We start from the raw sequence: 25,831 nt of genomic DNA, 5'->3' as shown, positions 1-25,831 counted from the left end.
TGGGGTCGACGACACGTCGACCTCTGCCGTGCGACCTCGAGCGCCTGTCCGGTCCGGTGATCGTGCGACTCACTTCACCTCACAGCCACCGCTGCACCCACGACTGACTGGACAACTCATGACCACGGTGTCTTCCGACTCCCTCGTCTTCCTCGACGGCGTCTCCGGTACCTCCCCGGACGTCGTCCGGTTCTCCGCCGCCGATCTCTCCGAGGCCCAGAGCCGCTACGCGACCCTCAAGGCCGAGCACCCCGGTGCTCGTGTCGTGGTGGACATCGACGTGCACATCGCCGCCGACGCCCGGACCGCCCGCCGCGAGGTGCTGGCGTCGGACAGCAAGCCTCGCCCCGGCACGCTGCAGTACGTCGGCACCGCGTCGGGTCTGGCAGGCCTCGTCGCCGACATCGTGACGGTCGACGTGGCGGACGGCGTGACCCTGCGTCCGGTGGTGGAGCAGACGCGGGAGTCCGTCGTCCGGGCGATCACCACCGAGGTGGTACCCGCCCTGGAGGTTCGGCGCCTGCGCGCGTCCTGAGGCTCAGCCCTCGCGGGTCTCGGGGCCCATGTCCACAGCGAGCCCGGCGGTGATGCGCAGCAGTTCGGGGTAGGTCGTGCGGAAGAGGGTCGCGGGGTGACCCGCTGCAGCCCACAGCCGTTCGAAGCGTTCCAGCGCCGTGTCGACGAACGTCGGCAGATTCGTCGGGTGGCCCACGGGCGCGATCCCGCCCACCGGTTGCCCGGTGGCGTGTTCGACCACGTCGATCGATGCGCGGGTCAGCGTGCCCTCGAGACGTCGACCGGTGGCATCGAGGTCCACGTTGTGTGCACCCGACACCAGCAGCAACACCGGGTCGTCGTCGAGCAGGAACACCAGCGACTTGCAGACGGCACCGAGCGGAACCCCGCTCACCGCCGCGGCCTGACGCGCCGTGTGCGTCGGCTCGGACTGCGTCACGATCACGCCGTGATGACCTCGGGCGATCAGAACGTCCGACACGTGTGCCGCAGCGGGATGGTGGATCCGCGTCATGGTCGCAGGATAGTCAGTCCACGCCGCCGGGACATCCGGTGAGCGGGAGCGCTGGCTATCCTGACCGGATGACACACACGGATGCGTGGAAAGCCTTCACGGTGACGACCGACGCCCATGTCGCGACGGTGACTCTCATCGGCCCGAACAAGGGCAATGCGATGGGTCCCGACTTCTGGTCGGAACTGCCTCTCGTCTTCTCCGCGCTCGACGCGGACCCCGAGGTACGCGCCATCGTGCTCGCCGGTTCGGGACGCAACTTCAGCTACGGTCTCGACCTGCCCGCCATGGCAGGCGATTTCGGTGCGGTCATGGGGGACAAGGCACAGGCCGGTCCGCGCAGCACGTTCCACGACATGATCAAGCGCATGCAGGCGTCGATCAACGCGGTGGCCGACTGCCGCAAGCCCGTGGTGGCCGCCGTGCAGGGGTGGTGCATCGGCGGTGGGATCGATCTCATCTCGGCCGCCGACATCCGCTACGCCAGCACGGACGCGAAGTTCAGTGTGCGCGAGGTGAAGGTCGCCATCGTGGCGGACATGGGGTCGTTCGCCCGTCTACCCGCGATCATCGGCGACGGTCATCTTCGCGAACTCGCGTTGACCGGAAAGGACATCGACAGTGCCCGGGCGCAGCAGATCGGTCTGGTCAACGACGTGTTCGAGGACGCGGAGGCCGTGCTCGCCGCAGCGCGTGCCACGGCCACCGAGATCGCGGCGAACCCGCCTCTCGTGGTGCACGGGATCAAGGCGGTTCTCGACCACGGTCGCGTTGCGGCAGTGGAGGATTCGCTGCGGTACGTCGCCGCGTGGAACGCTGCTTTCCTGCCGTCCGAGGATCTGACGGAGGCCATCACCTCGGTGTTCGAGAAGCGCCCCGCGTCGTTCCAGGGCAAGTAGAGAGACCCCGGTGGAGCGGCCCGATCAGCGGAAGGCGCTCTTCGGGTCGTTCCACAGCTGATCGGTGAAGTCCTCGAGGACGACGAGCACCACCGAGTCCTCAGCGCGGCGCAGGATCGACTTGCTCGCCCGGACCTGGAGGATGTCGCCCTTCGAGTCCGTCATGCGCCAGAGCGAGTCGGCGCGGGTGGCGACGGTGGTCAGGAACGTCTCGGCGATGTTGACTCCGAGCGGTTCGTTGGCCGGGAAGATGTCCTGCAGTGTGAGGGTCTCGTTCGACCGGGGGGACTCCTCGTCGAAGCCCATCAGTTCGTCGAAGGCCTCGTTGGCGAAGACGACCGTGCCGCCGGGCTCGACGGCGAGGACGGCCAACGGAATGCGGTCGAGCACGACGGTCACCGGCAGTGACGGGAACTGCGTCGTGGTCGAGACCGCCTCGGACGTGGGATTTCTCCGGTCGCTCACAGCGTCACTCATCGGTGGTACCGCACCCTTACGTCGTGGCTCGTTCGTCCTGACACGGCCCGGGGGACCGCGGATGCGATGCTATCAGCGGACAGCACCGCATCCGGGTTTCCGACGGTCTCTAGTGGTCGCCCTGATTCTTCAGGCGCTCGACCGATGCCTCGAACTCCGCCTCGGCCTCGGCGCGGCCGACCCAGTTGGATCCGGTGACGTGCTTGTTCGGCTCGAGATCCTTGTAGTGCAGGAAGAAGTGCTCGATCGCGTCGAGCTCGAACTGCGAGACGTCCGAGAGATCCTGGATGTGGTCCCACCGCGGATCGCCCGCCGGGACGCACAGCACCTTGTCGTCGCCGCCGGCCTCGTCGACCATCTTGAACATCGCCACGGGGCGGGCCTCGACGAGGACACCGGGGAACACGGACTCCGGCAGCAGGACGAACGCGTCGAGCGGATCGCCGTCCTCACCGAGGGTGTTCTCGATGAAGCCGTAGTCCGCGGGGTAGCCCATCGCCGTGTAGAGGTAGCGGTCCAGGCGTACTCGCCCGGACTCGTGGTCGACCTCGTACTTGTTGCGCTGACCCTTGGGGATCTCGATGGTCACGTCGAACTTCACGTCCACTGTCCTTTGCTCGGTGGCCCGGCTACCTGCTCGGCGGCCACGTACTGTCGTGCAGTCGTCTGTCGGGCGCATCGAAGGACGCGCCGGTGGTCAGACAGTAACCGGCCGCGTCGATAGGGTGCGAGGAGAGGTGCATCGCCGGAGAACGGCCACGGACCCGCGAGTGGAGGAGAGACGTGAGCTCAGGGAAGCGGCCGTCAGGCACGCCGTTACGCACGCGCGTGCTGCTGATCGGAGCCTCGGTCGTGGTGCTCGTGCTGGCGATCGTCGGCGTCGCGCTGATCACCCCCACGCTCTCCGAGGACTCGACACCCGTGGCGACCTCACCCGAGCCGTCGCCCGTTCTGCCCGCCCCGCAGGTGGTTCCGGTCTCACCCGACGCGCCGAAACCGAGCCCGGCGGGCCTCGAGGCGGTGCTCGCCGCACCCCTGCGCAATCCCGATCTGGGCCGCTTCACCGGATCCGTCGCGGACGCGATCACCGGCGAGGTGTTGTGGAGCGCCGATGCGGACACCCCCATGACGCCGGCGTCGACCACCAAGATCCTCACGGCCGCGGCCGCCATGATGGCGCTGCCGGCCGACCACCGTGTGACCACCAAGGTCGTGGCGGGCGACGCGGCCGGTCAGGTGGTGCTCGTCGGTGACGGCGACCCCACGCTCACGGCGGAGCCGGTCGGACGACCCGGGTTCTACGACGGGGGAGCCCGCATCGACGACCTCGCCGAACAGATCCGCAGGTCCGGCACGACCGTCACGTCCATCGCCGTGGACGGCGGCGCGTACTCGGGGCCTGCGCAGGCGCAGGGCTGGTTCCCCGGCGACGTGGCCGCCGGATACATCGCACCCATCGAACCGATCACCCTCGACGGGGGTCGCTCGGTGCCGACGGTCGACGAGTCGCCGCGCAGCGCCACTCCCGGTCTCGACGCCGGTAGGGCGTTGGCGCGTGCTCTCGGCCTGGACCCGGCCGTCGTGACGGACGGTCGCGCGCAGTCCGGTGCCGGATCTCTCGCGACGGTGCAGTCCGCGCCTCTGCGGCAGCGGCTCGGGCAGATGCTGGGGTTCTCGGACAACGTGCTCGCGGAGGCCGTCGGTCGCGAGATCGCCGAGGAGGTGGGCCGGCCCGCGTCGTTCGACGGGGCCACGGACGCCGTCCTGGAGACACTGCAGAAGAACGGCGTCGACATCACCGGAGTCACGCTCGAGGACACCAGCGGACTCTCCGTCGACAATCTCATCCCTGCCCGGGTGCTGGGCGCGCTCGTCACCCGGGCCGCCGGGTCCGGCACCGACCACCTGCGGCCGATGCTCGACTACCTGCCCGTCGCCGGTGCCACGGGCACGCTCGCCGCCCGCTACGCGTCGGGTGACCGCACGGCCGCGGGGTGGCTGCGCGCCAAGACGGGAACGCTCTCGACCGCCAGTGCGTTGGCCGGATACGTGACCGACGAGAGCGGCCGGGTGTTGACGTTCGCGTTGATGTCCAACGACAGGCCGCCCGAGGTCGGTCGTCCGGCCCTGGACGCACTCGCGTCGACGCTCCGCTCCTGCGGCTGCACCTGACCGGTCGATTCCGAGAGAGAACAGGGGTGAGGGCATGTCCGACACTGGTGTGATCGATTGGGGTCTGGCCGCCCGGACGGGTGCCCGGCTCGCACCACGGGGGCCGAAGACGTCGCGGTACACCGCGGACGCGGCGCTGCGCGAACTGGCCGACGCGTCGGTACGCGCCGAGGGCCCCGTGCGCGAGGTCACGGGCCTCGCCGACGGTCTGCCCGTCCCGGCGGCGCGCGTGCTCGATCGGCCGGAGTGGATCGCCGCCGCGTCCGAGTCGATGCGGCACCTGGTCAGTGATTCGGACGGCGACGACAGTTCGTTCCTCGGCGGCAAGCCCGGCGGCGTGCAGGCGGGCGCGATGCTGGCGTTCCTGTCGACGGCCATTCTCGGGCAGTACGACCCCTTCACCGGTCCGGACGGAACGCTGCTGCTGGTGGCCCCGAACATCGTCTCCGTGGAGCGATCGCTTCGCCTGCGGCCCAGCGACTTCCGACTGTGGGTGTGTCTGCACGAGGTGACGCACCGCGTGCAGTTCTCGTCGTCGCCGTGGCTGGCGGGCTACATGAAGGACAACGTCACCACGCTGCAGGGCGGCGCGGACGAGCCCCTGGCCGACGTCGTGGGACGCCTCGCGGCGGCGGTGCGGTCCCGCGGGCAGGACGGCGGCGACGGCGGCATCATCGGCCTGCTCCGGGCGACGCAGGCACCCGCGCAGCAGGAGGCACTCGATCGTCTGCTGGTGCTCGGAACGCTGCTCGAGGGCCATGCCGACCACGTGATGGACGCGGTGGGTCCCGCGGTGGTGCCGTCGGTCTCGGCGATCCGCAAGGCCTTCGACGCCCGTCGCACGCGGAAGCAGAATCCGGTGCAGCGCGTGATCCGCGCGCTGCTCGGGATGGACGCGAAGATGGCGCAGTACGTCCGCGGCAAGGCGTTCGTCGACGCCGTCGTCGGCCAGGTCGGCATGGAGCGTTTCAACACCGTGTGGACCGACGCGGACACGTTGCCGCTGCTCTCCGAGATCGAGGCGCCGGAGAAGTGGACGCAGCGAGTTCTGGGATGACCGGCGTCCCGGCATGACCGGGGCACGCCCGATGCCGGAGGGCCCGCACCTGCTCACGGTGCGGCGGGCGGTGCGCGCCTGGTTCGGGGAGCACTGCCCGGAGCGCGCCGTCGTCGTCGGGCTGTCGGGTGGTGCGGACTCGCTGGCGCTCACCGCCGCCTGTGTGGCCGAGGGCGCGCAGGTGCACGCCGTGGTCGTCGACCACGCGCTGCAGGCGGGTTCGGCCGAGGTGGCGCACAGGGCCGCCGAGCAGGCACGAGACCTCGGGTGTTCCCGCGCCGAGGTGAGGACCGTGTCGGTGACCGGGGCGGGTGGACCCGAGGCCGCGGCCCGGCGCGCCCGGTACGCCGCTCTCGACGCGGTCCGCGGTGACCGCCCGATCCTGCTGGGCCACACGCTGGACGACCAGGCCGAGACCGTCCTGCTCGGACTCGCCCGCGGATCCGGGTCCCGATCGCTGCGGGGGATGGCGGCCTGGGACCCGCCGCGAGGTCGGCCGCTGTTGACCGTGCGCCGCGAGTCCACCGTCGGCGCGTGCGCCGAACTGGGTCTCGCCGCGTGGGACGACCCGCACAACCTCGACCCGTCCTTCGTTCGGGTCCGACTCCGCGGCGAGGTGCTACCGCTGCTGGAGGACGTCCTGCACGGCGGTGTCGCCGCCGCGCTCGCGCGCACCGCCGACCAGCTGCGCGAGGACGGCGCCGTTCTCGACGCACTCGCCGCGGACATCGCCGTGTCCGCCCGCGTGGGCGACGCGCTGGAGGTGTCCGCCCTCGTGGAGGTACCGGGTGCACTCCGTCGGCGGGTGATCCGCGAGTGGCTGGCCGACTGTGGAGTGCCGTTGCGCAACGAGGCGCAGGTGCGCGCCGTGGACGATCTCGTCGGCGCGTGGCGCGGGCAGGGCGGCGTCGCGGTGGCCGGGGGCGGCCCGGTCGAGAGGTTGGTCGTCGAGAGACGACGTGGCAAGCTCGACCTGGTTCGGTGGACCGGCCGGGCCGCGAGCGAGTGAAGGGACACCCGTGTACGAGGGCGACATCGCATCGATCCTGATCTCCCGAGAGGAGATCGACAAGCGTATCGCCGAGCTGGCCGAGGAGATCGCCGCTCGCTATCCGGTGGGGGCTCCCGAGGGTGATCTGCTGCTCGTCGGAGTTCTCAAGGGCGCCATCATGTTCATGACGGATTTCGCACGCGCACTGCCGATCCCGAGCCAGCTCGAGTTCATGGCGGTCAGTTCGTACGGATCGTCCACGTCCTCGTCGGGCGTCGTCCGCATCCTCAAGGACCTCGACCGCGACATCCACGGCCGCCACGTCCTCATCGTGGAGGACATCATCGACTCCGGTCTGACGCTGTCGTGGTTGATGAAGAACCTCGCCACGCGCCAGCCCGCGTCGCTCGAGGTGGTCACCCTGCTCCGCAAGCCCGACGCGGTGAAGGTGGACGTCGACGTCGCGAACGTCGGCTTCGACATCCCGAACGAGTTCGTCGTGGGCTACGGCCTCGACTACGACGAGCGTTACCGCGACCTTCCCTACATCGGACTGCTGGAACCCCGGGTCTACGGAGGCTGATCGAATGTCGCGCGAACAGGTCGGCCCCACCGCCACGTCCATCGCGGACGACGTCCGGAACGGGCGGGTCCAACCTGCCGCGGTAGCCCGAGAAGCGTTGGACCGCATCGCCGCTCGGAACGACGACCTGCACGCGTTCGTCGTGGTGCGTCCCGACGAGGTGCTCCGGGAAGCGGACGCGATCGCCGTCCGAGCGGATCTGCGCGCCCTGCCGCTCGCCGGCGTCCCGGTGGCGATCAAGGACAACGTCCCGGTGACGGGCTACCCGATGCGCAACGGTTCGCTCGCGACGTCCGACACTCCCGCCGCCGCGGATCACCCGGTGGTCGCGCGCCTGCGCGGCGCGGGCGCCGTGGTCGTCGGTCTCACCTCGGTTCCCGAGCTGTGCCTGTGGGGCGCGACGGACGGTGCCGACGGCATCGCCCGCAATCCGTGGAACCGTGACCTCACCCCGGGCGGATCGTCCGGTGGCGCCGCCGCCGCGGTCGCCTCGGGCATGGTGCCCGTCGCCCACGGCAACGACGGCATGGGGTCCATCCGGATCCCCGCCGCGAACTGCGGACTGGTCGGCATCAAGCCGGGGCTCGGCCTCGTCCCGTCCGAACTGGGCAACGGCTCGTGGTTCGGCATGTCGGAGAACGGTCCGTTGACCACGACCGTCGCCGACGCGGCGCTTCTGCTCTCGGTCATGGCGGACGATCCGGATCTCGCCTATGTCGACGCTCCCGAGACCACGCGCATCGGGGTCGCCGTGGAGTCGCCGTCGCCCGTCGTGCGAGTGGATCCCCACTTCCGGCAGGCCGCACTCGACGTCGCCCGGGAGCTCGAGCGGATCGGGCACCGCACCAGCACGGCAGCGCTGCCCTACCCGGCCAGTCCACTCGGGCAGCTCGCCCGCTGGACGGCCGGCGGAGCCGCGGACGCCGCCGGGCTCGACGTGTCGGCGCTGCAGAAGCGAACCCGTCGCCACATCGCGGTGGGTCGGCGAGCGGCACGGTTCGTGCGGCCATCGCAGACCGAGACGCTCACGCGACGCATGCGCTCGTACTTCGAGAGTGTCGACGTGGTGCTGACGCCGGCGCTCGCCGCGCCGCCGATCCGTGCGGACCGGTGGAGCGAGCGCGGGTGGGCAGCCAACATGGCGGCCAACATTCGCTACGCACCCTTCGCGGCACCGTGGAACTTGCTGGGGTGGCCCGCCGTGAGTGTGCCCGCGGGACTCCATCCCGAGTCGGGGACTCCGCTGGCCGTGCAGCTGGCGGGCCCTCCCGGGTCCGAGCGTCGACTGCTGGCGCTCGCGGCACAGATCGAACAGCATCGGCCCTGGCCACGCACCGCGGCCGACCGGTAACACTCGTCACGCGCAGCTGGGCGCGGGAACCTCACCGCGTGTCGGCGCGTTGACCGAGATGTGCGCGCCGCCCGGCCGTCCGCATCCGCGGTAACCTGGCTTGTCCGGTGCGCAACCGGCAACGATCGAGAACTGCTGCCGGCCGACCGACGCGAACCATGACCACCTGCCTGTGAGTCCGACTGCCATCGAGGGCGACGCTGTATGAACCGCAAGACTTTGTTCCGCAACCTGGCGATAGTCGCCGGCATCCTGTTGGTGATCTTCGCCTTCAGCTACTTCGGCGACGACACGCGGGGGTGGAAGAGTGTCGACACGTCGGTCGCCGTCGCGCAGCTCGACGACCAGAACGTGCAGACCGCGCAGATCGACGACCGTGAGCAGCAGGTTCGTCTGACGCTGAAGAGCGGCAACGACGCCACCGGCAACGAGACGCAGATCATCTCGCAGTACCCGGACGCCGCGTCGCAGCAGATCTTCGACAAGGTCGCCGCGTCGGGTGCCGAGAGTTACGACACCGAGGTGACGCAGGACAGCTGGTTCACGTCGATCCTGGTGTTCCTGCTCCCGATGATCATCCTGCTGGGCATCTTCATCTTCGTGATGTCGCGCATGCAGGGCGGCGGGCGTGGCGGTGTCATGGGCTTCGGCAAGTCCAAGGCCAAGCAGCTCACCAAGGACATGCCGAAGACGACGTTCGCGGACGTGGCAGGCGCGAACGAAGCGGTCGAAGAGCTGTACGAGATCAAGGACTTCCTGCAGAACCCGGCCCGCTACCAGGCACTCGGCGCGAAGATCCCCCGCGGCGTGCTGCTCTACGGCCCTCCCGGAACCGGCAAGACGCTGCTCGCCCGCGCCGTCGCCGGTGAGGCCGGCGTGCCGTTCTTCACCATCTCGGGTTCCGACTTCGTCGAGATGTTCGTCGGTGTGGGTGCCTCACGGGTGCGCGACCTGTTCGAGCAGGCCAAGCAGAACAGCCCCTGCATCATCTTCGTCGACGAGATCGACGCCGTCGGTCGCCAGCGTGGCGCCGGTCTCGGTGGTGGCCACGACGAGCGCGAGCAGACCCTCAACCAGCTGCTCGTCGAGATGGACGGGTTCGGTGAGCGCACGGGCGTCATCCTCATCGCCGCCACGAACCGTCCCGACATCCTCGACCCGGCACTGCTGCGCCCGGGCCGTTTCGACAGGCAGATCCCGGTCGGCGCCCCCGACCTCGCAGGACGCCGCGCGATTCTCGCGGTGCACTCGAAGGGCAAGCCGATCGCGCAGGACGCCGACCTCGAGGGTCTGGCCAAGCGCACCGTCGGCATGTCGGGCGCGGATCTCGCGAACGTCATCAACGAGGCCGCACTGCTCACGGCGCGGGAGAACGGGACCGTGGTCACCGAGGCCGCCCTCGAGGAGTCGGTGGACCGCGTCATCGGCGGACCCCGACGCAAGAGCCGCATCATCAGCGAGCACGAGCGCAAGATCACGGCGTACCACGAGGGTGGTCACACCCTCGCGGCGTGGGCGATGCCCGACATCGAGCCGATCTACAAGGTCACCATCCTCGCCCGCGGCCGCACCGGTGGTCACGCGATGACGGTGCCGGAGGACGACAAGGGCCTGATGACGCGCTCCGAGATGATCGCGCGCCTCGTCATGGCGATGGGCGGCCGCGCTGCCGAGGAGCTCGTCTTCCACGAGCCGACCACGGGAGCGTCGTCCGACATCGACCAGGCCACCAAGATCGCTCGCGCCATGGTCACCGAGTACGGCATGAGCAGCAAGCTCGGCGCCGTCCGGTACGGCCAGGAGCAGGGCGATCCGTTCCTGGGCCGCTCGATGGGCGTCCAGTCCGACTACTCGCACGAGGTCGCGCGGGAGATCGACGGGGAGGTGCGCAACCTCATCGAGGCCGCGCACACCGAGGCGTGGGCCATCCTGAACGACTACCGCGACGTCCTCGACATCCTGGCCACCGAGCTGCTCGAGCGCGAGACGCTCACGCGCAAGGATCTGGAGAAGATCTTCACCGGCGTCGAGAAGCGTCCCCGCATCACCGCGTTCAACGACTTCGGTGATCGAGTTCCGTCGTCCAAGCCCCCGGTGAAGACGCCGCGCGAGCTCGCGACCGAGCGCGGGGAGCCGTGGCCCCCCGTCTCGATCGTCAAGGAGCCGAGCTACGCCGGCCAGGCCCAGAACGGCCAGGCACAGAACGGCCAGAACGGCCACGCCCAGAACGGTCACGGTCAGAACGGGCAGGGCCAGAACGGGTCGACCCCGAACGGTCAGGGTGGCGCACATCGCGGCGGCCGTCCCGGCTCCTCGATGCCCGACTACGGCGCACCGGCCGGCTGGTCCGCACCGGGATGGCCTCCTCGCGAGAACGAGGCACCTCGGTACCCGGAGCCGCAGGGTTACGGCCAGCCGCAGGGCTACGGCCAGCCGCAGGGCTACGGCCAGCCCCAGGGTTACGGGCAGCCTCAGGGTCAGGGTGACCCGCAGGGCTACCAGGGTCCGCGTGGGTACCAGGAACCGCGCGGGTACGACGAGCCCCAGCCCTACCAGGAACCGCAGCCATACCAGGAGCCGCAGCCCTATCGGGAACCGCAGGCCTACCGGGAACCGCAGCCCTATCAGGAGCCGTACCAGGATCCGCAGCCGTACGGGCAGTACCCCGGTTCGGGTGTGGGGGAGCCGGCTCAGCCCGAGCCGCGTTACCGCAACCCGCAGAACCCGGAGGGGCAGTACCAGCCTCCGCGTGACGAGGCCGAGGATCCCCAGCTGCCGCCGAACACCCAGCGGTGGGAGGGCCCGGACGCGCGCTAGAGTCGCTCGTCCGACCCTCTCGTCCGTGCGGCCGCACCCGCCCGCACATCACTCCGGCTGCTCTGATCCATCGGCAGCGCGTCCGTCAGCGAAGGGACCTCCCGTGTCCGTCAACCAAGCCGATCAGTCGATCGACGAGCCCGTGTCCGTGGTGTCCGGTCGGACGTTCGATCAGGAGCGCGCCGAGGCGGCCGTTCGCGAGCTGCTGCTCGCGGTGGGTGAGGACCCCGAGCGCGAGGGGCTGAAGGACACGCCCGCTCGAGTGGCGCGTGCATACAGGGAGATGTTCGGCGGACTGTTCGTCGATCCCGACGAGGTGCTGGGAACGACGTTCGACGAGGCGCACCGCGAGCTCGTCCTCGTGCGAGACATCCCGATGTACTCGACGTGCGAGCACCACCTGGTGTCCTTCCACGGCGTCGCGCACGTCGGCTACATCCCGGGCAAGTCGGGCCGGGTGACGGGCCTGTCGAAGCTGGCGCGGGTCGTCGACCTGTACGCGAAGCGGCCGCAGGTGCAGGAGCGTCTCACCTCGCAGGTCGCCGACGCGATGATGCGCAAGCTCGAACCGCGCGGAGTCATCGTGGTCATGGAGGCCGAGCACCTCTGCATGGCGATGCGGGGAATCCGTAAGCCGGGCGCCAGCACCACCACCTCCGCCGTGCGCGGTGTGTTCCAGTCCAGCGCGGTGTCCCGGTCCGAGGCGCTGGATCTCATCCTTCGCAAATAGGCGCCGCTCGTGTTCACGCTTCCGCACGCGGACGGGCCCGTGGTGATGGGCGTCGTCAACGTCACGGCCGACTCGTTCTCGGACGGCGGCCGCTACCTGGACGTCGACGCCGCGGTGCGGCACGGCCTCGAACTGCACGCCGCGGGTGTCGACATCGTCGATGTGGGGGGCGAGTCGACACGTCCGGGAGCCGACCGCGTCGACCCGTCCGTCGAGGCGGAGCGCGTCGCACCGGTGATCGCCGAGTTGGTCTCTCACGGCGTGTGCGTCAGCGTCGACACGATGCGGGCATCCGTGGCGACTGCGGCGATCGGTGCGGGCGTGTCCATCGTCAACGACGTCTCCGGTGGCCGCGCCGATCCCGACATGGCGGGTGTCGTCGCCGATGCCGGCGTCGCCTGGGTGCTCATGCACTGGCGTTCCACCGTCGACTGGACCCACCGACCGGGTGCCGCGGAGGAGCACGACTACGGCGACATCGTCGAGGACGTGCGCAGCGGACTGCTCCGCCAGGTCGACGCGGCCGTCGCCGCCGGGGTGGACAGTTCCCGCATCGTCCTCGATCCGGGGCTCGGCTTCGCCAAGAACGCGGAGCACAACTGGGCGTTGCTCCGCCGACTCGATCGTCTCGTCGACACGGGCATTCCCGTGCTGGTGGGTGCGTCCCGCAAACGATTCCTCGGCACTCTGCTCGCCCGCGACGGGCAGCCTCGCCCTCCGCACGGCCGCGACGCTGCGACGGCCGCGATCTCGGTGCTGTCCGCCGTGGCGGGCGCCTGGGGGGTGCGCGTCCACGACGCCGTCGGCACTCTCGACGCTCTCGCCGTGCACCGGCAGTGGCACGGCCCGACCGAACCGAAAGGCACGACATGACCGATCGCATCGAGCTGCGCGGATTGACCGTGCGCGGCAATCACGGTGTCTTCGACCACGAGAAGCGCGACGGGCAGGACTTCCTCGTCGACCTCGTCGTCCACATGGATCTCGCCCCGGCCGCGGCGTCGGACGACCTGACGAAGACGGCGCACTACGGCGAGTTGGCCGAGGCCGCCGCCGCGGTCGTCGCGGGGCCGAGTCGCGATCTCATCGAGACGGTCGCGAGCGAGATCGCCGACGGTGTCCTGACGGATCCGCGCGTGGAACGCGTCGAGGTCACCCTGCACAAGCCGTCGGCTCCGATCCCCCTGACCTTCACGGACGTGGCCGTCGTGGTGAGCCGATCGAGGTCTGCGTGACCCGCGCGGTGCTCTCGATCGGGAGCAACATCGGGGACAGCGAACAGCAGTTGCGGGCCGTGGTCGAGGGTCTCGGTGACGCCGTCGTCGCAGTGTCGACCGTGTTCGCCACCGCCCCGTGGGGCGGCATCGACCAGCAGGACTTCCTCAACGCCGTCGTGATCGTGGACGACGAGAACACCGACTGCCGGGGCTGGTTGCGACGGGGACAGCAACTGGAGACGGCCGCTCACCGCGAGCGGGTGCAGCGCTGGGGACCGCGGACCGTCGACGTGGACATCGTCGTGTGCGACGACGTCGTCAGCGACGACCCCGAGCTGATTCTTCCGCACCCACTGGCGCACGAGCGCGCCTTCGTCCTCGCACCGTGGCTGGACGCCGATCCCGACGCCGTGCTGCGTGGCCGATCGGTGCGCGACCTGCTGGCCGAGCTGCCGGAGTCCGAACGTGCCGGTGTGCGTCGTACCGAGACACGGCTGTGGGACCCGGTGCGCTGCGGGCGGGCCGGCGGTGACTCCACGTGAGCCCGACGCGCGTGCGCGACCTCGTCGCGCTCGCGGCGTTCGCCGTGGTGGCCACCTGGATCCTCGCGTCCTCGTTCTACGGGTCTGTTCCGCCGATCTCGACGTTCGCCGGAGCGTCGCTGTATCCGGTGGCGGTCGTCCTCGTGGTCGTGGGTCTGCTGGTGCGGTCCCGATTGCGCACCCGCAGGATCGGCCCCGGGCCCGGCCAGCTGCATCCGATCACGGTCGCGCGCGCCGTCGCGCTGGCGAAGGCCGCGGCCCTCGTCGGTGCAGCGGCGGCGGGAGTGTGGGCCGGTCTGCTGATCCATCTGCTGCCCCTGCGGTCCTCGGTGCGCGCGGCGTCGGAGGACACGCCGGGAGCGCTGATCGGCCTCGTCGCCGGGATCGTCGCCGTGGCCGCTGCCCTGTGGCTCGAGCACTGCTGCCGGACACCGGACGACGGAGCCGACGAGCCCGCCCACTGACCCGATCGCGGCCGTCCTCGGACACCCCGTCCGTGCATGGTGAAGTGCGACAGCCGCCCGAGCCGTTACCCTGGGATTCATGACGGACACCGGCAGGAGCAAGGCGAACCGTCGCACGAAACGCGGCGGCAACCACACGGCTCTCGCCGGTCTGGTTCTGCTGGGCGTGGTGGCCAGCGTTCTGATGATCCTCAGCGACAGCGTTCCGCTGCTGCGCGTGGGCATCGTGGCAGCGCTGTGGGCCGCCGTTCTCGGCGCGTTCGCGATGACGAAGTACCGCCGCGACGCCGCGGTGGATCAGATGAAGGCGCGCGATCTGCAGACCGTCTACGAGCTCCAGCTGGAGCGGGAGATTGCCGCGCGCCGCGAGTACGAGCTCGGCGTCGAGTCGCGGGTACGCGCCGAGATCGGTGCCGACGGAGACGAGATGCGTGCTCTCCGAGCGGAACTCGCGTCGCTGCGCCGCAGCCTCGAGATGCTGTTCGACGGCGAGTTGCCGGACGACCGCGCTGCCATCGCCGGCGAGGCGATGCGGATGCGGGAGCTGGCCGAGCGCTCCTACAGCGGCTACGAGCCGGCGCCGTCCGGTCTGTACGTTCCCGGATCGCGCACCCGCCCGCCGAGCTTCGCCCCCGATCCGACCTACTCCCGGCCCGGCTTTGCCACTCCCTTCGACGACCCGGTCACGGCGGAGACGTCGGTCATCGGCGGCGAGTTCGATCACGACGGCACCTTCCATCCGGCACCCGCACCGCAGTCGCCGCGCACCCCCGAGTGGAACCCGTCGAGTCACCGCGCCGACAGCATTCCCGTCGCCCCCGAGGCGGAACCGCTGCCGGAACCCGAACCCGAGCCCGAGCCTGAACCGCTGCCGGAACCCGAACCCGAGCCCGAACCCCTGCCGGAACCCGAGCCGCTTCCCGAACCCGAGCCGCAGCCCGAACCCGATCCGCTGCCGACCCTGGACGTCGAGCCCGAACCCGAGCCGGAAGAGCCCGAGCTTCCGGAACCCGCGCCCGTCGCACCCGTGCAGTCGGGCGGTCGACGACGCGCTGCGGATCCGGACGACGAGTCCGACGCACCGGTCGACGCAGGGTCGGGAGCACATTCGAGTGGGCGCTCCGTCGCGGACATCCTCGCGGGGATGGGCACCGCGGACGCGTCGACAGGATCGGGTCGCCGGCGCCGCCGTGCCGAGTAGACACCGCGCCGAGTGAGAGCTTCGCCGAGTGAGATCTGCGCCGCGGGTGTGACCGGCGTCGCATGGCGGTCGGTCGACGCCGGACACTAGTGTGGGCGTCGATGAGTCCGGTACCCGCCGAGCGGGACTGGAACTGTATCCCCGAGAGGACCCTTCTTGTCCCCCGATCGAGTCACGTCCGACCCCGCCCCGGCGCGCCTGTCCGTCGGTGTCGTGTCCGCAGGCCGAGTCGGTACCGCGCTGGGTGAGGCGCTCGAACGCGTCGGCCACGTCGTGTTCGGCTGCGCCGCCGTCTCCGACGCGTCCCGGCGCCGCGCCGAGACCCGCCTCCCCGACGCGGAGATCATGCCGGCCACGGATGTGGCTCGGCGCAGTGAACTGCTGATCCTCGCGGTGCCGGATCAGGAACTGGACGCGCTGGTCCGCGGGTTGGCGCGCACCGATGCGGTGTCGCCCGGAACTCTCGTGCTGCACACGTCCGGCGCCAACGGTGTCGGCATCCTCGCGCCGCTGGCGGGCCGAGGAGTGGTGACGATGGCCGTGCACCCCGCGATGACCTTCAGCGGCAAACCCGAGGACACCGACCGTCTGGCGACCGCGTGCTTCGGCATCACGGCGGCCGACGAGATCGGCCTCGCGATCGCGCAGGGACTGGTGCTCGAGATCGGCGGCGAGCCCGTGGGTGTGCCCGAGGAGGCGCGCACGCTGTACCACGCCGCGCTCGCCCACGGGTCGAACCACCTGGTCACTCTGGTCGTCGACGCCCTCGACGCGCTGCGGGACGCGTTGGCCCACGAGGAACTTCCCGGCCAGCAGCCGGTGGAACAGCGTCCCGGTGGTGTGGCGGAGCGGGTTCTGGCGCCACTGCTGTCGGCGGCGTTGGACAACGTGCTGCGCAGCGGACAGGGCGCGTTGACCGGTCCGGTGGCGCGCGGCGACGGGGCGACGGTGTCCAGGCATCTCGACGCGTTGACCGATCTCGACCCGCGGATCGCCGCGGGCTATCGCGCGATGTCACTGCGTACGGCCGAGCGGACCGGCGCGGACGACACCGTGATGAACGTCCTGCGGGACAACGAATGAGGAGGCAGCCGTGAGTGCACTCGACGGCGCGTACACACCGGGTGAACTGACGGTGCATCACGCACCCGATGTGGTCCGTTCGGTCACCCGAGCCCTGCGCTCGGCGGGACGCCGAGTCGCGCTCGTGCCCACCATGGGTGCGTTGCACGCCGGTCACGTCCAGCTCGTGGAGATGGCGAAGCGGAGCGGCGCTGTCGTCGTGGTGTCGATCTTCGTCAACCCGCTGCAGTTCGGGGCGGGGGAGGATCTCGACGCGTACCCGCGCACCCTCGACGCCGACCTGGACGTGCTGCGCGCAGCCGGGGTGGAACTGGCCTTCGTCCCGAGTGTGCAGGACATGTACCCGCACGGTCCCCGGACGACGGTGCACCCCGGTCCGCTCGGTGCCGAACTCGAAGGCGCTTCGCGGCCCGGCCATTTCGCCGGGATGCTGACGGTGGTCGCGAAGCTGCTCGGCATCGTCGCACCCACCACGGCCTACTTCGGGGAGAAGGACTACCAGCAGCTGGTCCTCATCGACCAGATGGTGCGCGACCTGAACATCGACGTCGAGATCCGCGGCGTCCCCATCGTCCGCGAGTCCGACGGTCTGGCCCTGTCCTCGCGCAACCGGTACCTCGACGAGCACCAGCGGTCCCTCGCGGTGGCCCTGTCGGCAGCGCTGATCGCCGGCACCCATGCTGCCGAGGGTGGTTCGGATGCCGTTCTGGCGGCGGCACAGTCGGTGCTCGACACGGTGCCGGAGGTGGACGTCGACTACCTCGAGGTACGCGGAGCCGATCTCCGTGACGCACCCGAGGAGGGAGACGGCCGGTTGCTGGTCGCCGCCCGCGTGGGCACCACGCGCCTGCTCGACAACGTGGGCGTCGCTCTCGGTACCGGATTCCAGGGTCGCGATCCGGAATCCGCAGCCGGACAACGCCATCTCGGCCACTCCTGACTCCACTCCGACCGACCGACCGACCGACCGGCCCGCCCGCCCAACCGACCGGCCTCCGGCCTGCCCGCAACTCCGCCCGGCTCCAGACAGGTAAGGACCCACCATGCTCCGCACGATGATGACCTCGAAGATCCACCGCGCCACCGTGACCCACGCCGATCTGCACTACGTGGGGTCGGTGACCGTCGATCAGGACCTGCTCGACGCCGCCGCGCTGCTCGAGGGTGAGCAGGTGACCATCGTGGACATCGACAACGGTGCTCGGCTCGAGACCTACGTCATCGCGGGGCAGCGTGGTTCGGGAGTGGTCGGGATTAACGGCGCCGCAGCGCATCTCGTGCATCCGGGTGATCTGGTGATCATCATCGCCTACGGCATCCTCGATCCGGCCGAGGTCGCCGAGTACGCGCCGAACGTGGTGTTCGTCGACGCCGACAACCGCCCCGTCCAGGTGGGCACCGATCCGGCGGACAGCCCGGCCGGCTCCGGACTGATCTCGCCGCGCACACTCACCGCGGACACGCGTGACACGGTCTCGGTCTGATGCTGCTCACCGTCGACGTCCGCAACACCAACATCGTGTTGGGCGTGTTCACCGGCAGCGGTGACCACGCGCGGCTGACGCGGCAACGCCGGATGCGGACGGACGCGTCGATGACGGCGGACGAGCTCGCGTTGACGTTCCGCGGTCTCCTCGGTCCCGACGTGGAGACCATCACGGGTGTCGCGGCGCTGTCGACGGTCCCGTCGGTGCTGCGCGAGATCAGGACGATGCTGGGGCGGTACTGGTCGCACGTTCCCCACGTGGTCGTCGAGCCCGGTGTACGCACGGGAGTGCCTCTGCTGGTGGACAATCCGAAGGAGGTGGGCGCCGACCGCATCGTCAACAGCCTCGCGGCTCACCACCTGTACGACGCCCCGTGCATCATCGTCGACTTCGGGACGTCCACGTGTGTCGACGTCGTGTCGGCGAAGGGGGAGTTCCTGGGCGGATCGATCGCACCCGGACTCGAGATCTCCATGGACGCGCTCGCGTCCCGCTCGGCGGCGCTGCGCAAGGTCGAACTGGTCCGGCCCCGAGGTGTTCTGGGCAAGAACACCGTCGAGGCCATGCAGTCGGGTGCGATCTTCGGCTTCGCCGGCCTCGTCGACGGCATCGTCGACCGGGTGTGCCGCGAGGTGCCCGGCTTCGACGGCGACGACGTCGTCGTGGTGGCCACCGGCGACACGGCGTCGCTCGTCATGGACGACTCCTCGTCGATCGATCGCATCGAGCCGGACCTCACGTTGGCGGGACTGCGGCTGGTCTACGAGCGCAATCAGGCCCGTCGCCGCTGATCGAGGCCACGACGGTCGAGGTGGCGTGCTGCCGAACGGTGTGCCACACTTTCGGGGTGACTGATCGCACGGGTGCTCGGGAGTGTTGTCGGGGCTGACGCCTGCCCTGACTGTCATCACACCTCCCTGGAGTCCTGTCGTGCTCTCGCTCTCTGCTGTCGCCCCCACCTCTCTGCGTCCCGCCGATCTGCTGCGCCTCACCGATCAAGGTGCGGCGGACGTGCTCGACGGTCGCCATGATGCGCTCCTCCCGCCCGGTGGAGTGTTTCCAGCCGGTGAACGGTGGTGTGCCCGTCTACATTCGGACGATCTGGTCGACCTGTGGCTCATCAGCTGGGTGCCGGACAAGTCCACCGAACTGCACGACCACGCCGGATCGCTCGGCGCGCTGACCGTCCTGAGCGGCTCGCTCAGCGAATACCGTTGGAACGGTGAGGGTCTGCATCACCGCCGCCTGGATGCGGGTGATCAGGCGTCCTTCCCGCTGGGGTGGGTCCACGACGTCACCCACGCACCGGCCCCGACATCGGACCCGGTGACCGTGAGCGGTCCGACACTGAGCGTGCACGCGTACTCGCCGCCGCTGACGGCCATGTCCTACTACGAGATCGGCGAGCGCGGTGCTCTGCGCCGCACCCGGTCCGTCCTGACCGACCTGCCCGAGGGAGACGCGTGATGACGACTCGACCCACCACCCGATCGAGCATCGACGACATGCTCGAGCGCGCACGGTCCACGTACCGCCGCACGGACGTCTCCGAGCTGGCCGATGCCGTCGCCCGCGGCGCGGTGCTCGTCGACATCCGCCCCCAGGCACAGCGCGCGCTGGAGGGGACCATGCCGGGGGCACTGGCCGTCGAGCGCAACGTCCTCGAGTGGCGGTGCGACCCCACGAGCAGCGCACGCCTGGCCATCGCGGTGGATCACGACGTCGAGTGGATCGTGCTGTGCTCCGAGGGCTACACCTCCTCGCTGGCCGCCGCGGCGCTGCAGGAACTGGGGCTCACGCGAGCGTCCGACGTCATCGGTGGGTACCGCGCCATCGTCGACGCCGGGCTCACCGGCGTCGTGGGGAGCGCACGGCACTGCCTGCGCGAAGGGCGCACTCTCGTCGCGCACTGACCTCTCTATAGGCTGGGCAGTCGTGACCGAGACACCACGAGCAGACACCGACCCCGCCGCCGTTCCCACCGACGACACCCCGGAACAGGTGCGCATCCGCCGCGAGAAGCGCGCCCGGCTGCTGGAGTCTGGGCGCGAGGCGTATCCGGTGTCGGTCGCGAGGACGCACTCGCTGGCCGAGGTCCGGGCTGCGCATCCCGCGCTCGAGCCGGACACGCACACCGGCGAGCAGCTGGGGGTGGCCGGTCGCGTCATCTTCCTGCGCAACACCGGCAAGCTCTGCTTCGCGACGCTGCAGGACGGGGACGGCACGCAGCTCCAGGCCATGATCTCCCTCGCCGGTGTCGGCGAGGACGCGCTGGCGCTGTGGAAGTCGGACGTCGATCTCGGCGACATGATCTTCGTGCACGGCGAGGTGATCAGCTCCCGACGCGGCGAGCTGAGCGTCATGGCGGACGAGTGGCAGATGGCGTCCAAGTCGCTGCGGCCCCTGCCCGTCGCCCACAAGGAGATGAACGAGGAGTCCCGCGTCCGCCAGCGGTACGTCGACCTCATCGTGCGTCCCGAGGCGCGGGAGAACGCCCGCCGCCGCGTCGCCGCGCTGCGCGCACTGCGTGACGGGCTCGAGCGCCGCGGATTCCTGGAGATCGAGACCCCGATGCTCCAGACGCTGCACGGCGGCGCCGCGGCCCGACCGTTCACGACGCACTCGAACGCGCTCGACATCGACCTGTTCCTCCGCATCGCTCCCGAACTGTTTCTCAAGCGGGCGGTCGTGGGCGGCATCGACCGGGTCTTCGAGATCAACCGCAACTTCCGCAACGAGGGCATCGACTCCACGCACTCCCCGGAGTTCGCGATGCTCGAGACGTACGAGGCCTACGGCACGTACGACGACTCCGCAGTGATGACGCGCGAGCTCGTGCAGGAAGTCGTCCAGGCCGTGTACGGGTCGCTCCAGGTCACCCTCGCGGACGGTTCCGCGTACGACTTCGCGGGCGAGTGGACCACCATCGAGATGTACCCGTCGTTGTCGGTCGCCGTCGGTATCGAGGTGACACCGGAGACGAGCCCGGGCGACCTGCGTGCGCTGGCCGATCGGGTGGGTCTCGCCGTGCCGACGGACAAGGGGTGGGGCCACGGCAAGCTGGTCGAGGAGCTGTGGGAGCACAGCTGCGGGGACCAGCTCCACACTCCGACGTTCGTCCGCAACTTCCCCGTGGAGACGTCGCCCCTGGTCCGGGCCCATCGCAGCATCCCCGGTGTGGTGGAGAAGTGGGACCTCTACGTGCGGGGCTTCGAGCTCGCCACCGGTTACTCGGAGCTCGTCGATCCCGTCGTGCAGCGCGAGCGCTTCGTCGATCAGGCCCGGCTGGCGTCGGCCGGCGACGACGAGGCCATGGTCCTCGACGAGGACTTCCTCACCGCCATGGAGTACGCGATGCCGCCCACAACGGGTACGGGAATGGGCATCGACCGCCTTCTGATGGCGCTCACAGGGCTGGGTATTCGCGAGACCATCCTCTTTCCATTGGTGCGTCCCGACCGCGGCTGACGCCCGAAATAGAACATTCCACTCGGTACGCTGCAAGGCCTCGGTAATGCGCGCTATTATCGATCCTGCTCGGCGAAAAGTGTCGCTGTGTTCGGAGGGGGGAATGCGTCGAATGGTCAAGAAGGTGACGGTCACGCTGGTCGACGACGTCGACAACGTGCCGGCTGACGAGACGGTGTCGATCGGGTTGGACGGCACGTGGTTCGAGTTGGATCTGTCCAACTCGAACGCCGATGAGCTGCGGAAAGTCATGGATCAGTGGATCCAGCACGCGCGGCGGGTGTCGACGCGGACGACCGGGGGAGGGTCGGCCGCGAGCTCGTCCGGGGGCACGCGGACACGCGGAGCGGCCGATCGGGCGCGCAGTGCTGCAATACGGGAATGGGCGCGCACGCAAGGTTTCGAGATCAGCGCGCGGGGCCGCATATCGTCCGAGATCGTGCGGGCCTGGGAACTTTCTTCGTGATTCTGTCCTGTCTGTCGGAGTCATTGTCATTCGATCGAATGACAATGACTCCAATGGATGGGCGGAATGTCCGTCACGTCTCATCACGCCGACCCATTGCCGTGGGTGCCGATCAGGAGTAGGCCGTTCGCTGCGGGCGAAGGCGGGAACGGTGAATCCGCTGTCGCTCGTGGTAACGAATCTCCGGTGCAGTGCGTTGTGACTGCATACAAGGGTGCCGGTGTCGTCCCGATGGACGCGCCGAGGGCGTGGGAGCCACCGTTCGCCGTCGGATGAACTTCCCCGGCGGAGCGGCACTCGAAGGTCACGGCAACTAGAGTGAGAGTCGGGCTCGAGGTTCGGACTAGAGGGTCCGACGCCTGCCCCGTCATCAGTGTGAGGGAGAGCGATGTTCGAGAGGTTCACCGACCGCGCACGGCGCGTCGTCGTCCTGGCCCAAGAAGAGGCCCGGATGCTCAACCACAACTACATCGGCACGGAGCACATCCTGCTGGGTCTCATCCACGAGGGTGAAGGCGTGGCGGCGAAGTCTCTGGAGTCGCTCGGGATCTCCCTCGAAGGTGTACGCAGCCAGGTCGAGGAGATCATCGGCCAGGGCCAGCAGGCACCGTCCGGGCACATCCCGTTCACTCCGCGTGCCAAGAAGGTCCTCGAGCTCAGCCTGCGTGAGGCGCTGCAGCTCGGACACAACTACATCGGCACGGAGCACATCCTGCTCGGCCTCATCCGTGAGGGCGAGGGTGTGGCTGCGCAGGTGCTGGTCAAGCTCGGCGCCGATCTCAACCGCGTGCGCCAGCAGGTCATTCAGCTCCTGTCCGGATACCAGGGCAAGGAGCCCAGCGAGTCCGGCAGCAGCCGCGGCGAGGCGGGCACACCGTCCACGTCGCTGGTGCTCGACCAGTTCGGCCGCAACCTCACGCAGGCCGCACTCGAGGGCAAGCTCGACCCGGTCATCGGACGCGCGAAGGAGATCGAGCGCGTCATGCAGGTGCTGAGCCGCCGTACCAAGAACAACCCGGTGCTCATCGGTGAGCCCGGCGTCGGCAAGACCGCCGTCGTCGAGGGCCTCGCGCAGGCGATCGTCAACGGCGAGGTTCCCGAGACGCTCAAGGACAAGCAGCTCTACACGCTGGACCTGGGCTCGCTCGTCGCCGGCAGCCGGTACCGCGGTGACTTCGAGGAGCGCCTGAAGAAGGTGCTCAAGGAGATCAACACCCGCGGCGACATCATCCTGTTCATCGACGAGCTGCACACGCTCGTCGGAGCCGGTGCTGCCGAGGGCGCGATCGACGCGGCCTCCATCCTGAAGCCGAAGCTCGCTCGTGGTGAGCTCCAGACCATCGGTGCCACCACGCTCGACGAGTACCGCAAGTACATCGAGAAGGACGCGGCCCTCGAGCGTCGCTTCCAGCCGGTGCAGGTCGGCGAGCCGTCGGTCGATCACACGATCGAGATCCTCAAGGGTCTGCGCGACCGGTACGAGGCGCATCACCGCGTCTCGATCACCGACAGCGCACTCGTGGCGGCCGCGACCCTGGCCGACCGGTACATCAACGACCGCTTCCTGCCGGACAAGGCGATCGACCTCATCGACGAGGCGGGCGCGCGTATGCGCATCCGTCGGATGACGGCGCCGCCGGACCTGCGCGACTTCGACGACAAGATCGCCGATGCTCGTCGGGAGAAGGAGTCCGCGATCGACGCGCAGGACTTCGAGAAGGCTGCCAACCTGCGCGACAAGGAGAAGCAGCTCGTCGCGCAGCGCGCCGAGCGCGAGAAGCAGTGGCGTAGCGGAGACCTCGACGTCATCGCCGAGGTCGACGACAACGAGATCGCCGAGGTCCTGGGCAACTGGACCGGCATACCCGTGTTCAAGCTGACCGAGGAGGAGACCACGCGTCTCCTGCGCATGGAGGACGAACTCCACAAGCGCATCATCGGCCAGGTCGAGGCGGTCAAGGCGGTCTCGAAGGCCATCCGCCGTACCCGCGCAGGACTGAAGGACCCGAAGCGTCCGTCCGGCTCGTTCATCTTCGCCGGCCCGTCCGGTGTGGGTAAGACGGAGCTGTCGAAGGCTCTGGCGAACTTCCTGTTCGGCGAGGACGACGCGCTCATCCAGATCGACATGGGCGAGTTCCACGACCGGTTCACCGCATCGCGTCTGTTCGGTGCGCCCCCCGGATACGTGGGCTACGAAGAGGGTGGCCAGCTCACCGAGAAGGTGCGCCGCAAGCCGTTCTCCGTGGTGCTGTTCGACGAGATCGAGAAGGCTCACCAGGAGATCTACAACACGCTCCTGCAGGTGCTCGAGGACGGCCGTCTCACAGACGGTCAGGGTCGTACGGTCGACTTCAAGAACACCGTGCTGATCTTCACCTCGAACCTCGGTACGTCGGACATCTCCAAGGCCGTCGGGCTGGGCTTCTCCTCGGGTGAGGGCAGTGGCTCCAACTACGAGCGCATGAAGCTCAAGGTGCACGACGAGCTGAAGAAGCACTTCCGCCCCGAGTTCCTGAACCGCATCGACGACATCGTCGTCTTCCACCAGCTCACCAAGGACGAGATCATCCAGATGGTCGATCTCATGCTGGCGCGAGTGGAGGTTGCGCTCAAGAACAAGGACATGGCCATCGAGGTCACGGACAAGGGCAAGGCGCTCCTGGCGAAGCGTGGATTCGACCCGGTGTTGGGTGCGCGTCCGCTGCGTCGCACGATCCAGCGCGAGATCGAGGACCAGCTGTCCGAGAAGATCCTGTTCGGCGAGATCGAGCCGGGTCAGATCGTGCTGGTCGACGTCGACAACTGGGACGGCGAAGGACAGGGCGAGGACGCAGTCTTCACCTTCCGCGGCGAGAAGAAGCCGATCAGCCTTCCCGACGAGTTGACCGTCGACCTGGCGAAGTCGGGCGAGAGCTCCGAGTAGTACGTACGCACGGCAACGGGCGGGACCCTCACGGGTCTCGCCCGTTCTGCGTTCGTGGTGTCTCTCGCGATGAGTTCGGCCGCACCGCCCGGTCTGTACCGGTATGGCTACTGCAACCGTGAACTCGATGCTCCTGTCCAGCCCCGATCCCGAAGCGCTCGCCCGGTGGTACGGGGAGGTGTTCGAGGCGCCGCCGATGTCGATGGGCCCGTACACCGTGATCGACCTCGACGGCTTCTTCGTCATGTTCGACAAGCGTGATGACGTGACGGGCCCGAATCGAGAGGGTGCGCGCGTCGTCCTGAACGTGGAACCGGACGACCCGGAGGCGGTCGCCGGTCGAATCGACGCGCTTGGCGGCGAGTGGGTGAGTCCCCTCGAGAGCCGCGACGGGGACCTGTTCGCCACCGCGAAGGATCCCGACGGCAACTGGATCCAGCTGGTCCGTCTGCGGGACGAGATGGAAGCGCAGATGGGCGCTCCGACGACGCCGTTCTCCGGCATCGCGGTCCGAGACATGGAGGACACCACGCGCTTCTACCGCAATGTCCTGGGCATGCGCGTACTGCCGTCCGAGATGGGTACTTCCTGGATTCGCATCGACCGACGCACCAGCATGCTCGCCTACCCCAAGCCGGATCACGTACCGGCCACGCACACCGTGCTGAACATCCCGACGCGTGACATCGACGCCACGGTCGCCGACCTCACAGCGCGAGGTGTCGAGTTCGTCCGATACGACGGGGCACCGCAGGACGACAAGGGTGTCATGCGGGGGAACGGCCCGGACATCGCGTGGTTCACCGACCCGTCCGGCAACGTCCTTGCGGTGATCGCCGTCGACCCGAGCGTCTGACCTGGCATCGGTTCGAA

Annotated in this window: 27 protein-coding genes; 24 read left to right on the top strand and 3 right to left on the bottom strand. The window is 69.2% G+C overall.

Annotated features, from left to right (window positions below; translation table 11 throughout):
* Positions 1–118: 118 nt before the first annotated feature.
* Complete coding sequence (locus tag OHB23_RS02640) at positions 119–535, top strand: hypothetical protein (protein ID WP_037186306.1); 417 nt, start codon at positions 119–121, stop codon at positions 533–535.
* 3 nt (positions 536–538) lie between these two features.
* Here the strand turns inward: OHB23_RS02640 and OHB23_RS02635 are convergent, their stop codons facing one another.
* Complete coding sequence (locus OHB23_RS02635) at positions 539–1,030, bottom strand: YbaK/EbsC family protein (RefSeq protein ID WP_056443532.1); 492 nt, start codon at positions 1,028–1,030, stop codon at positions 539–541.
* A 68-nt stretch (positions 1,031–1,098) separates the two neighbouring features.
* Here OHB23_RS02635 and OHB23_RS02630 point away from each other — a divergent pair, with 68 nt between their 5' ends.
* Positions 1,099–1,929, top strand: coding sequence for a crotonase/enoyl-CoA hydratase family protein (locus tag OHB23_RS02630; protein ID WP_222646831.1), 831 nt, complete (start codon positions 1,099–1,101; stop codon positions 1,927–1,929).
* A gap of 24 nt (positions 1,930–1,953) precedes the next feature.
* On the opposite strand, the gene OHB23_RS02625 is transcribed toward OHB23_RS02630, so the two are convergent.
* Together OHB23_RS02625 and OHB23_RS02620 are read right to left on the bottom strand one after the other, a co-directional pair.
* Positions 1,954–2,406, bottom strand: a complete 453-nt coding sequence (locus tag OHB23_RS02625; RefSeq protein ID WP_027506481.1) for a histidine kinase — start codon at positions 2,404–2,406, stop codon at positions 1,954–1,956.
* Positions 2,407–2,515: 109 nt separating this feature from the next.
* A complete protein-coding gene (locus OHB23_RS02620; RefSeq protein WP_027506480.1) occupies positions 2,516–3,007 on the bottom strand; it encodes an inorganic diphosphatase in 492 nt (163 codons plus the stop codon).
* A 182-nt stretch (positions 3,008–3,189) separates the two neighbouring features.
* On the opposite strand from OHB23_RS02620, the gene dacB reads away from it, so the two are divergent.
* From dacB to OHB23_RS02510, 22 genes are all read left to right on the top strand, one after another.
* Positions 3,190–4,578 (top strand): D-alanyl-D-alanine carboxypeptidase/D-alanyl-D-alanine endopeptidase, encoded by a 1,389-nt coding sequence (gene dacB, locus OHB23_RS02615; RefSeq protein WP_328810812.1) that lies wholly within the window; start codon positions 3,190–3,192, stop codon positions 4,576–4,578.
* Positions 4,579–4,612: 34 nt separating this feature from the next.
* Positions 4,613–5,635: a zinc-dependent metalloprotease gene (locus OHB23_RS02610; RefSeq protein ID WP_027506478.1), complete on the top strand. Its 1,023-nt coding sequence runs from the start codon at positions 4,613–4,615 to the stop codon at positions 5,633–5,635.
* A gap of 13 nt (positions 5,636–5,648) precedes the next feature.
* Positions 5,649–6,644: a tRNA lysidine(34) synthetase TilS gene (tilS, locus tag OHB23_RS02605; RefSeq protein ID WP_222633179.1), complete on the top strand. Its 996-nt coding sequence runs from the start codon at positions 5,649–5,651 to the stop codon at positions 6,642–6,644.
* Between the two features lie 10 nt (positions 6,645–6,654).
* Complete coding sequence (hpt, locus tag OHB23_RS02600) at positions 6,655–7,209, top strand: hypoxanthine phosphoribosyltransferase (RefSeq protein ID WP_027506476.1); 555 nt, start codon at positions 6,655–6,657, stop codon at positions 7,207–7,209.
* A gap of 4 nt (positions 7,210–7,213) precedes the next feature.
* Positions 7,214–8,560, top strand: a complete 1,347-nt coding sequence (locus OHB23_RS02595) for an amidase (protein WP_328810811.1) — start codon at positions 7,214–7,216, stop codon at positions 8,558–8,560.
* A gap of 204 nt (positions 8,561–8,764) precedes the next feature.
* Complete coding sequence (gene ftsH / locus OHB23_RS02590; RefSeq protein ID WP_328810810.1) at positions 8,765–11,377, top strand: ATP-dependent zinc metalloprotease FtsH; 2,613 nt, start codon at positions 8,765–8,767, stop codon at positions 11,375–11,377.
* 103 nt (positions 11,378–11,480) lie between these two features.
* Entirely contained in the window at positions 11,481–12,107 is a 627-nt protein-coding gene (folE, locus tag OHB23_RS02585) for a GTP cyclohydrolase I FolE (RefSeq protein WP_027506473.1), read from the top strand.
* 45 nt (positions 12,108–12,152) lie between these two features.
* The gene (folP, locus tag OHB23_RS02580) at positions 12,153–12,980 is read left to right on the top strand and encodes a dihydropteroate synthase (protein WP_051613538.1); all 828 of its coding nucleotides are present in this window, start codon (positions 12,153–12,155) and stop codon (positions 12,978–12,980) included.
* On the top strand, positions 12,977–13,342 hold the full coding sequence (folB, locus tag OHB23_RS02575; RefSeq protein ID WP_328810809.1) for a dihydroneopterin aldolase: 366 nt from the start codon (positions 12,977–12,979) through the stop codon (positions 13,340–13,342). The genes folP and folB overlap by 4 nt, the downstream gene beginning before the upstream one ends.
* Positions 13,339–13,866: a 2-amino-4-hydroxy-6-hydroxymethyldihydropteridine diphosphokinase gene (gene folK / locus OHB23_RS02570; protein ID WP_027506470.1), complete on the top strand. Its 528-nt coding sequence runs from the start codon at positions 13,339–13,341 to the stop codon at positions 13,864–13,866. Before folB ends, folK begins: the two co-directional genes overlap by 4 nt.
* Entirely contained in the window at positions 13,863–14,330 is a 468-nt protein-coding gene (locus OHB23_RS02565) for a DUF3180 domain-containing protein (protein ID WP_027506469.1), read from the top strand. The genes folK and OHB23_RS02565 overlap by 4 nt, the downstream gene beginning before the upstream one ends.
* A 79-nt stretch (positions 14,331–14,409) precedes the next feature.
* Positions 14,410–15,531 (top strand): DUF6779 domain-containing protein, encoded by a 1,122-nt coding sequence (locus tag OHB23_RS02560; protein ID WP_328810808.1) that lies wholly within the window; start codon positions 14,410–14,412, stop codon positions 15,529–15,531.
* 156 nt (positions 15,532–15,687) lie between these two features.
* Positions 15,688–16,614, top strand: coding sequence for a Rossmann-like and DUF2520 domain-containing protein (locus tag OHB23_RS02555; protein ID WP_027506467.1), 927 nt, complete (start codon positions 15,688–15,690; stop codon positions 16,612–16,614).
* 10 nt (positions 16,615–16,624) lie between these two features.
* Positions 16,625–17,554 (top strand): pantoate--beta-alanine ligase, encoded by a 930-nt coding sequence (gene panC / locus OHB23_RS02550; protein ID WP_027506466.1) that lies wholly within the window; start codon positions 16,625–16,627, stop codon positions 17,552–17,554.
* A 103-nt stretch (positions 17,555–17,657) separates the two neighbouring features.
* Positions 17,658–18,098, top strand: a complete 441-nt coding sequence (gene panD, locus OHB23_RS02545; RefSeq protein ID WP_328810807.1) for an aspartate 1-decarboxylase — start codon at positions 17,658–17,660, stop codon at positions 18,096–18,098.
* Positions 18,098–18,892, top strand: coding sequence for a type III pantothenate kinase (locus OHB23_RS02540; RefSeq protein ID WP_027506464.1), 795 nt, complete (start codon positions 18,098–18,100; stop codon positions 18,890–18,892). The genes panD and OHB23_RS02540 overlap by 1 nt, the downstream gene beginning before the upstream one ends.
* Positions 18,893–19,031: 139 nt before the next feature.
* A complete protein-coding gene (locus OHB23_RS02535; RefSeq protein WP_235579015.1) occupies positions 19,032–19,568 on the top strand; it encodes a cysteine dioxygenase in 537 nt (178 codons plus the stop codon).
* Positions 19,568–20,014, top strand: a complete 447-nt coding sequence (locus OHB23_RS02530) for a rhodanese-like domain-containing protein (RefSeq protein WP_027506462.1) — start codon at positions 19,568–19,570, stop codon at positions 20,012–20,014. The genes OHB23_RS02535 and OHB23_RS02530 overlap by 1 nt, the downstream gene beginning before the upstream one ends.
* A 22-nt stretch (positions 20,015–20,036) precedes the next feature.
* Complete coding sequence (lysS, locus tag OHB23_RS02525; RefSeq protein ID WP_328810806.1) at positions 20,037–21,569, top strand: lysine--tRNA ligase; 1,533 nt, start codon at positions 20,037–20,039, stop codon at positions 21,567–21,569.
* 112 nt (positions 21,570–21,681) lie between these two features.
* Complete coding sequence (locus OHB23_RS02520; protein ID WP_222633172.1) at positions 21,682–22,035, top strand: histone-like nucleoid-structuring protein Lsr2; 354 nt, start codon at positions 21,682–21,684, stop codon at positions 22,033–22,035.
* Between the two features lie 388 nt (positions 22,036–22,423).
* The gene (locus OHB23_RS02515; protein WP_027506459.1) at positions 22,424–24,958 is read left to right on the top strand and encodes an ATP-dependent Clp protease ATP-binding subunit; all 2,535 of its coding nucleotides are present in this window, start codon (positions 22,424–22,426) and stop codon (positions 24,956–24,958) included.
* Positions 24,959–25,061: 103 nt separating this feature from the next.
* Positions 25,062–25,814 (top strand): VOC family protein, encoded by a 753-nt coding sequence (locus OHB23_RS02510; RefSeq protein ID WP_222633171.1) that lies wholly within the window; start codon positions 25,062–25,064, stop codon positions 25,812–25,814.
* The last annotated feature ends 17 nt before the right edge of the window (positions 25,815–25,831 follow it).

This window comes from Rhodococcus sp. NBC_00294, assembly GCF_036163995.1.
Classification (GTDB): domain Bacteria; phylum Actinomycetota; class Actinomycetes; order Mycobacteriales; family Mycobacteriaceae; genus Rhodococcoides.
This window is presented reverse-complemented; position numbering and strand designations above follow the sequence as displayed.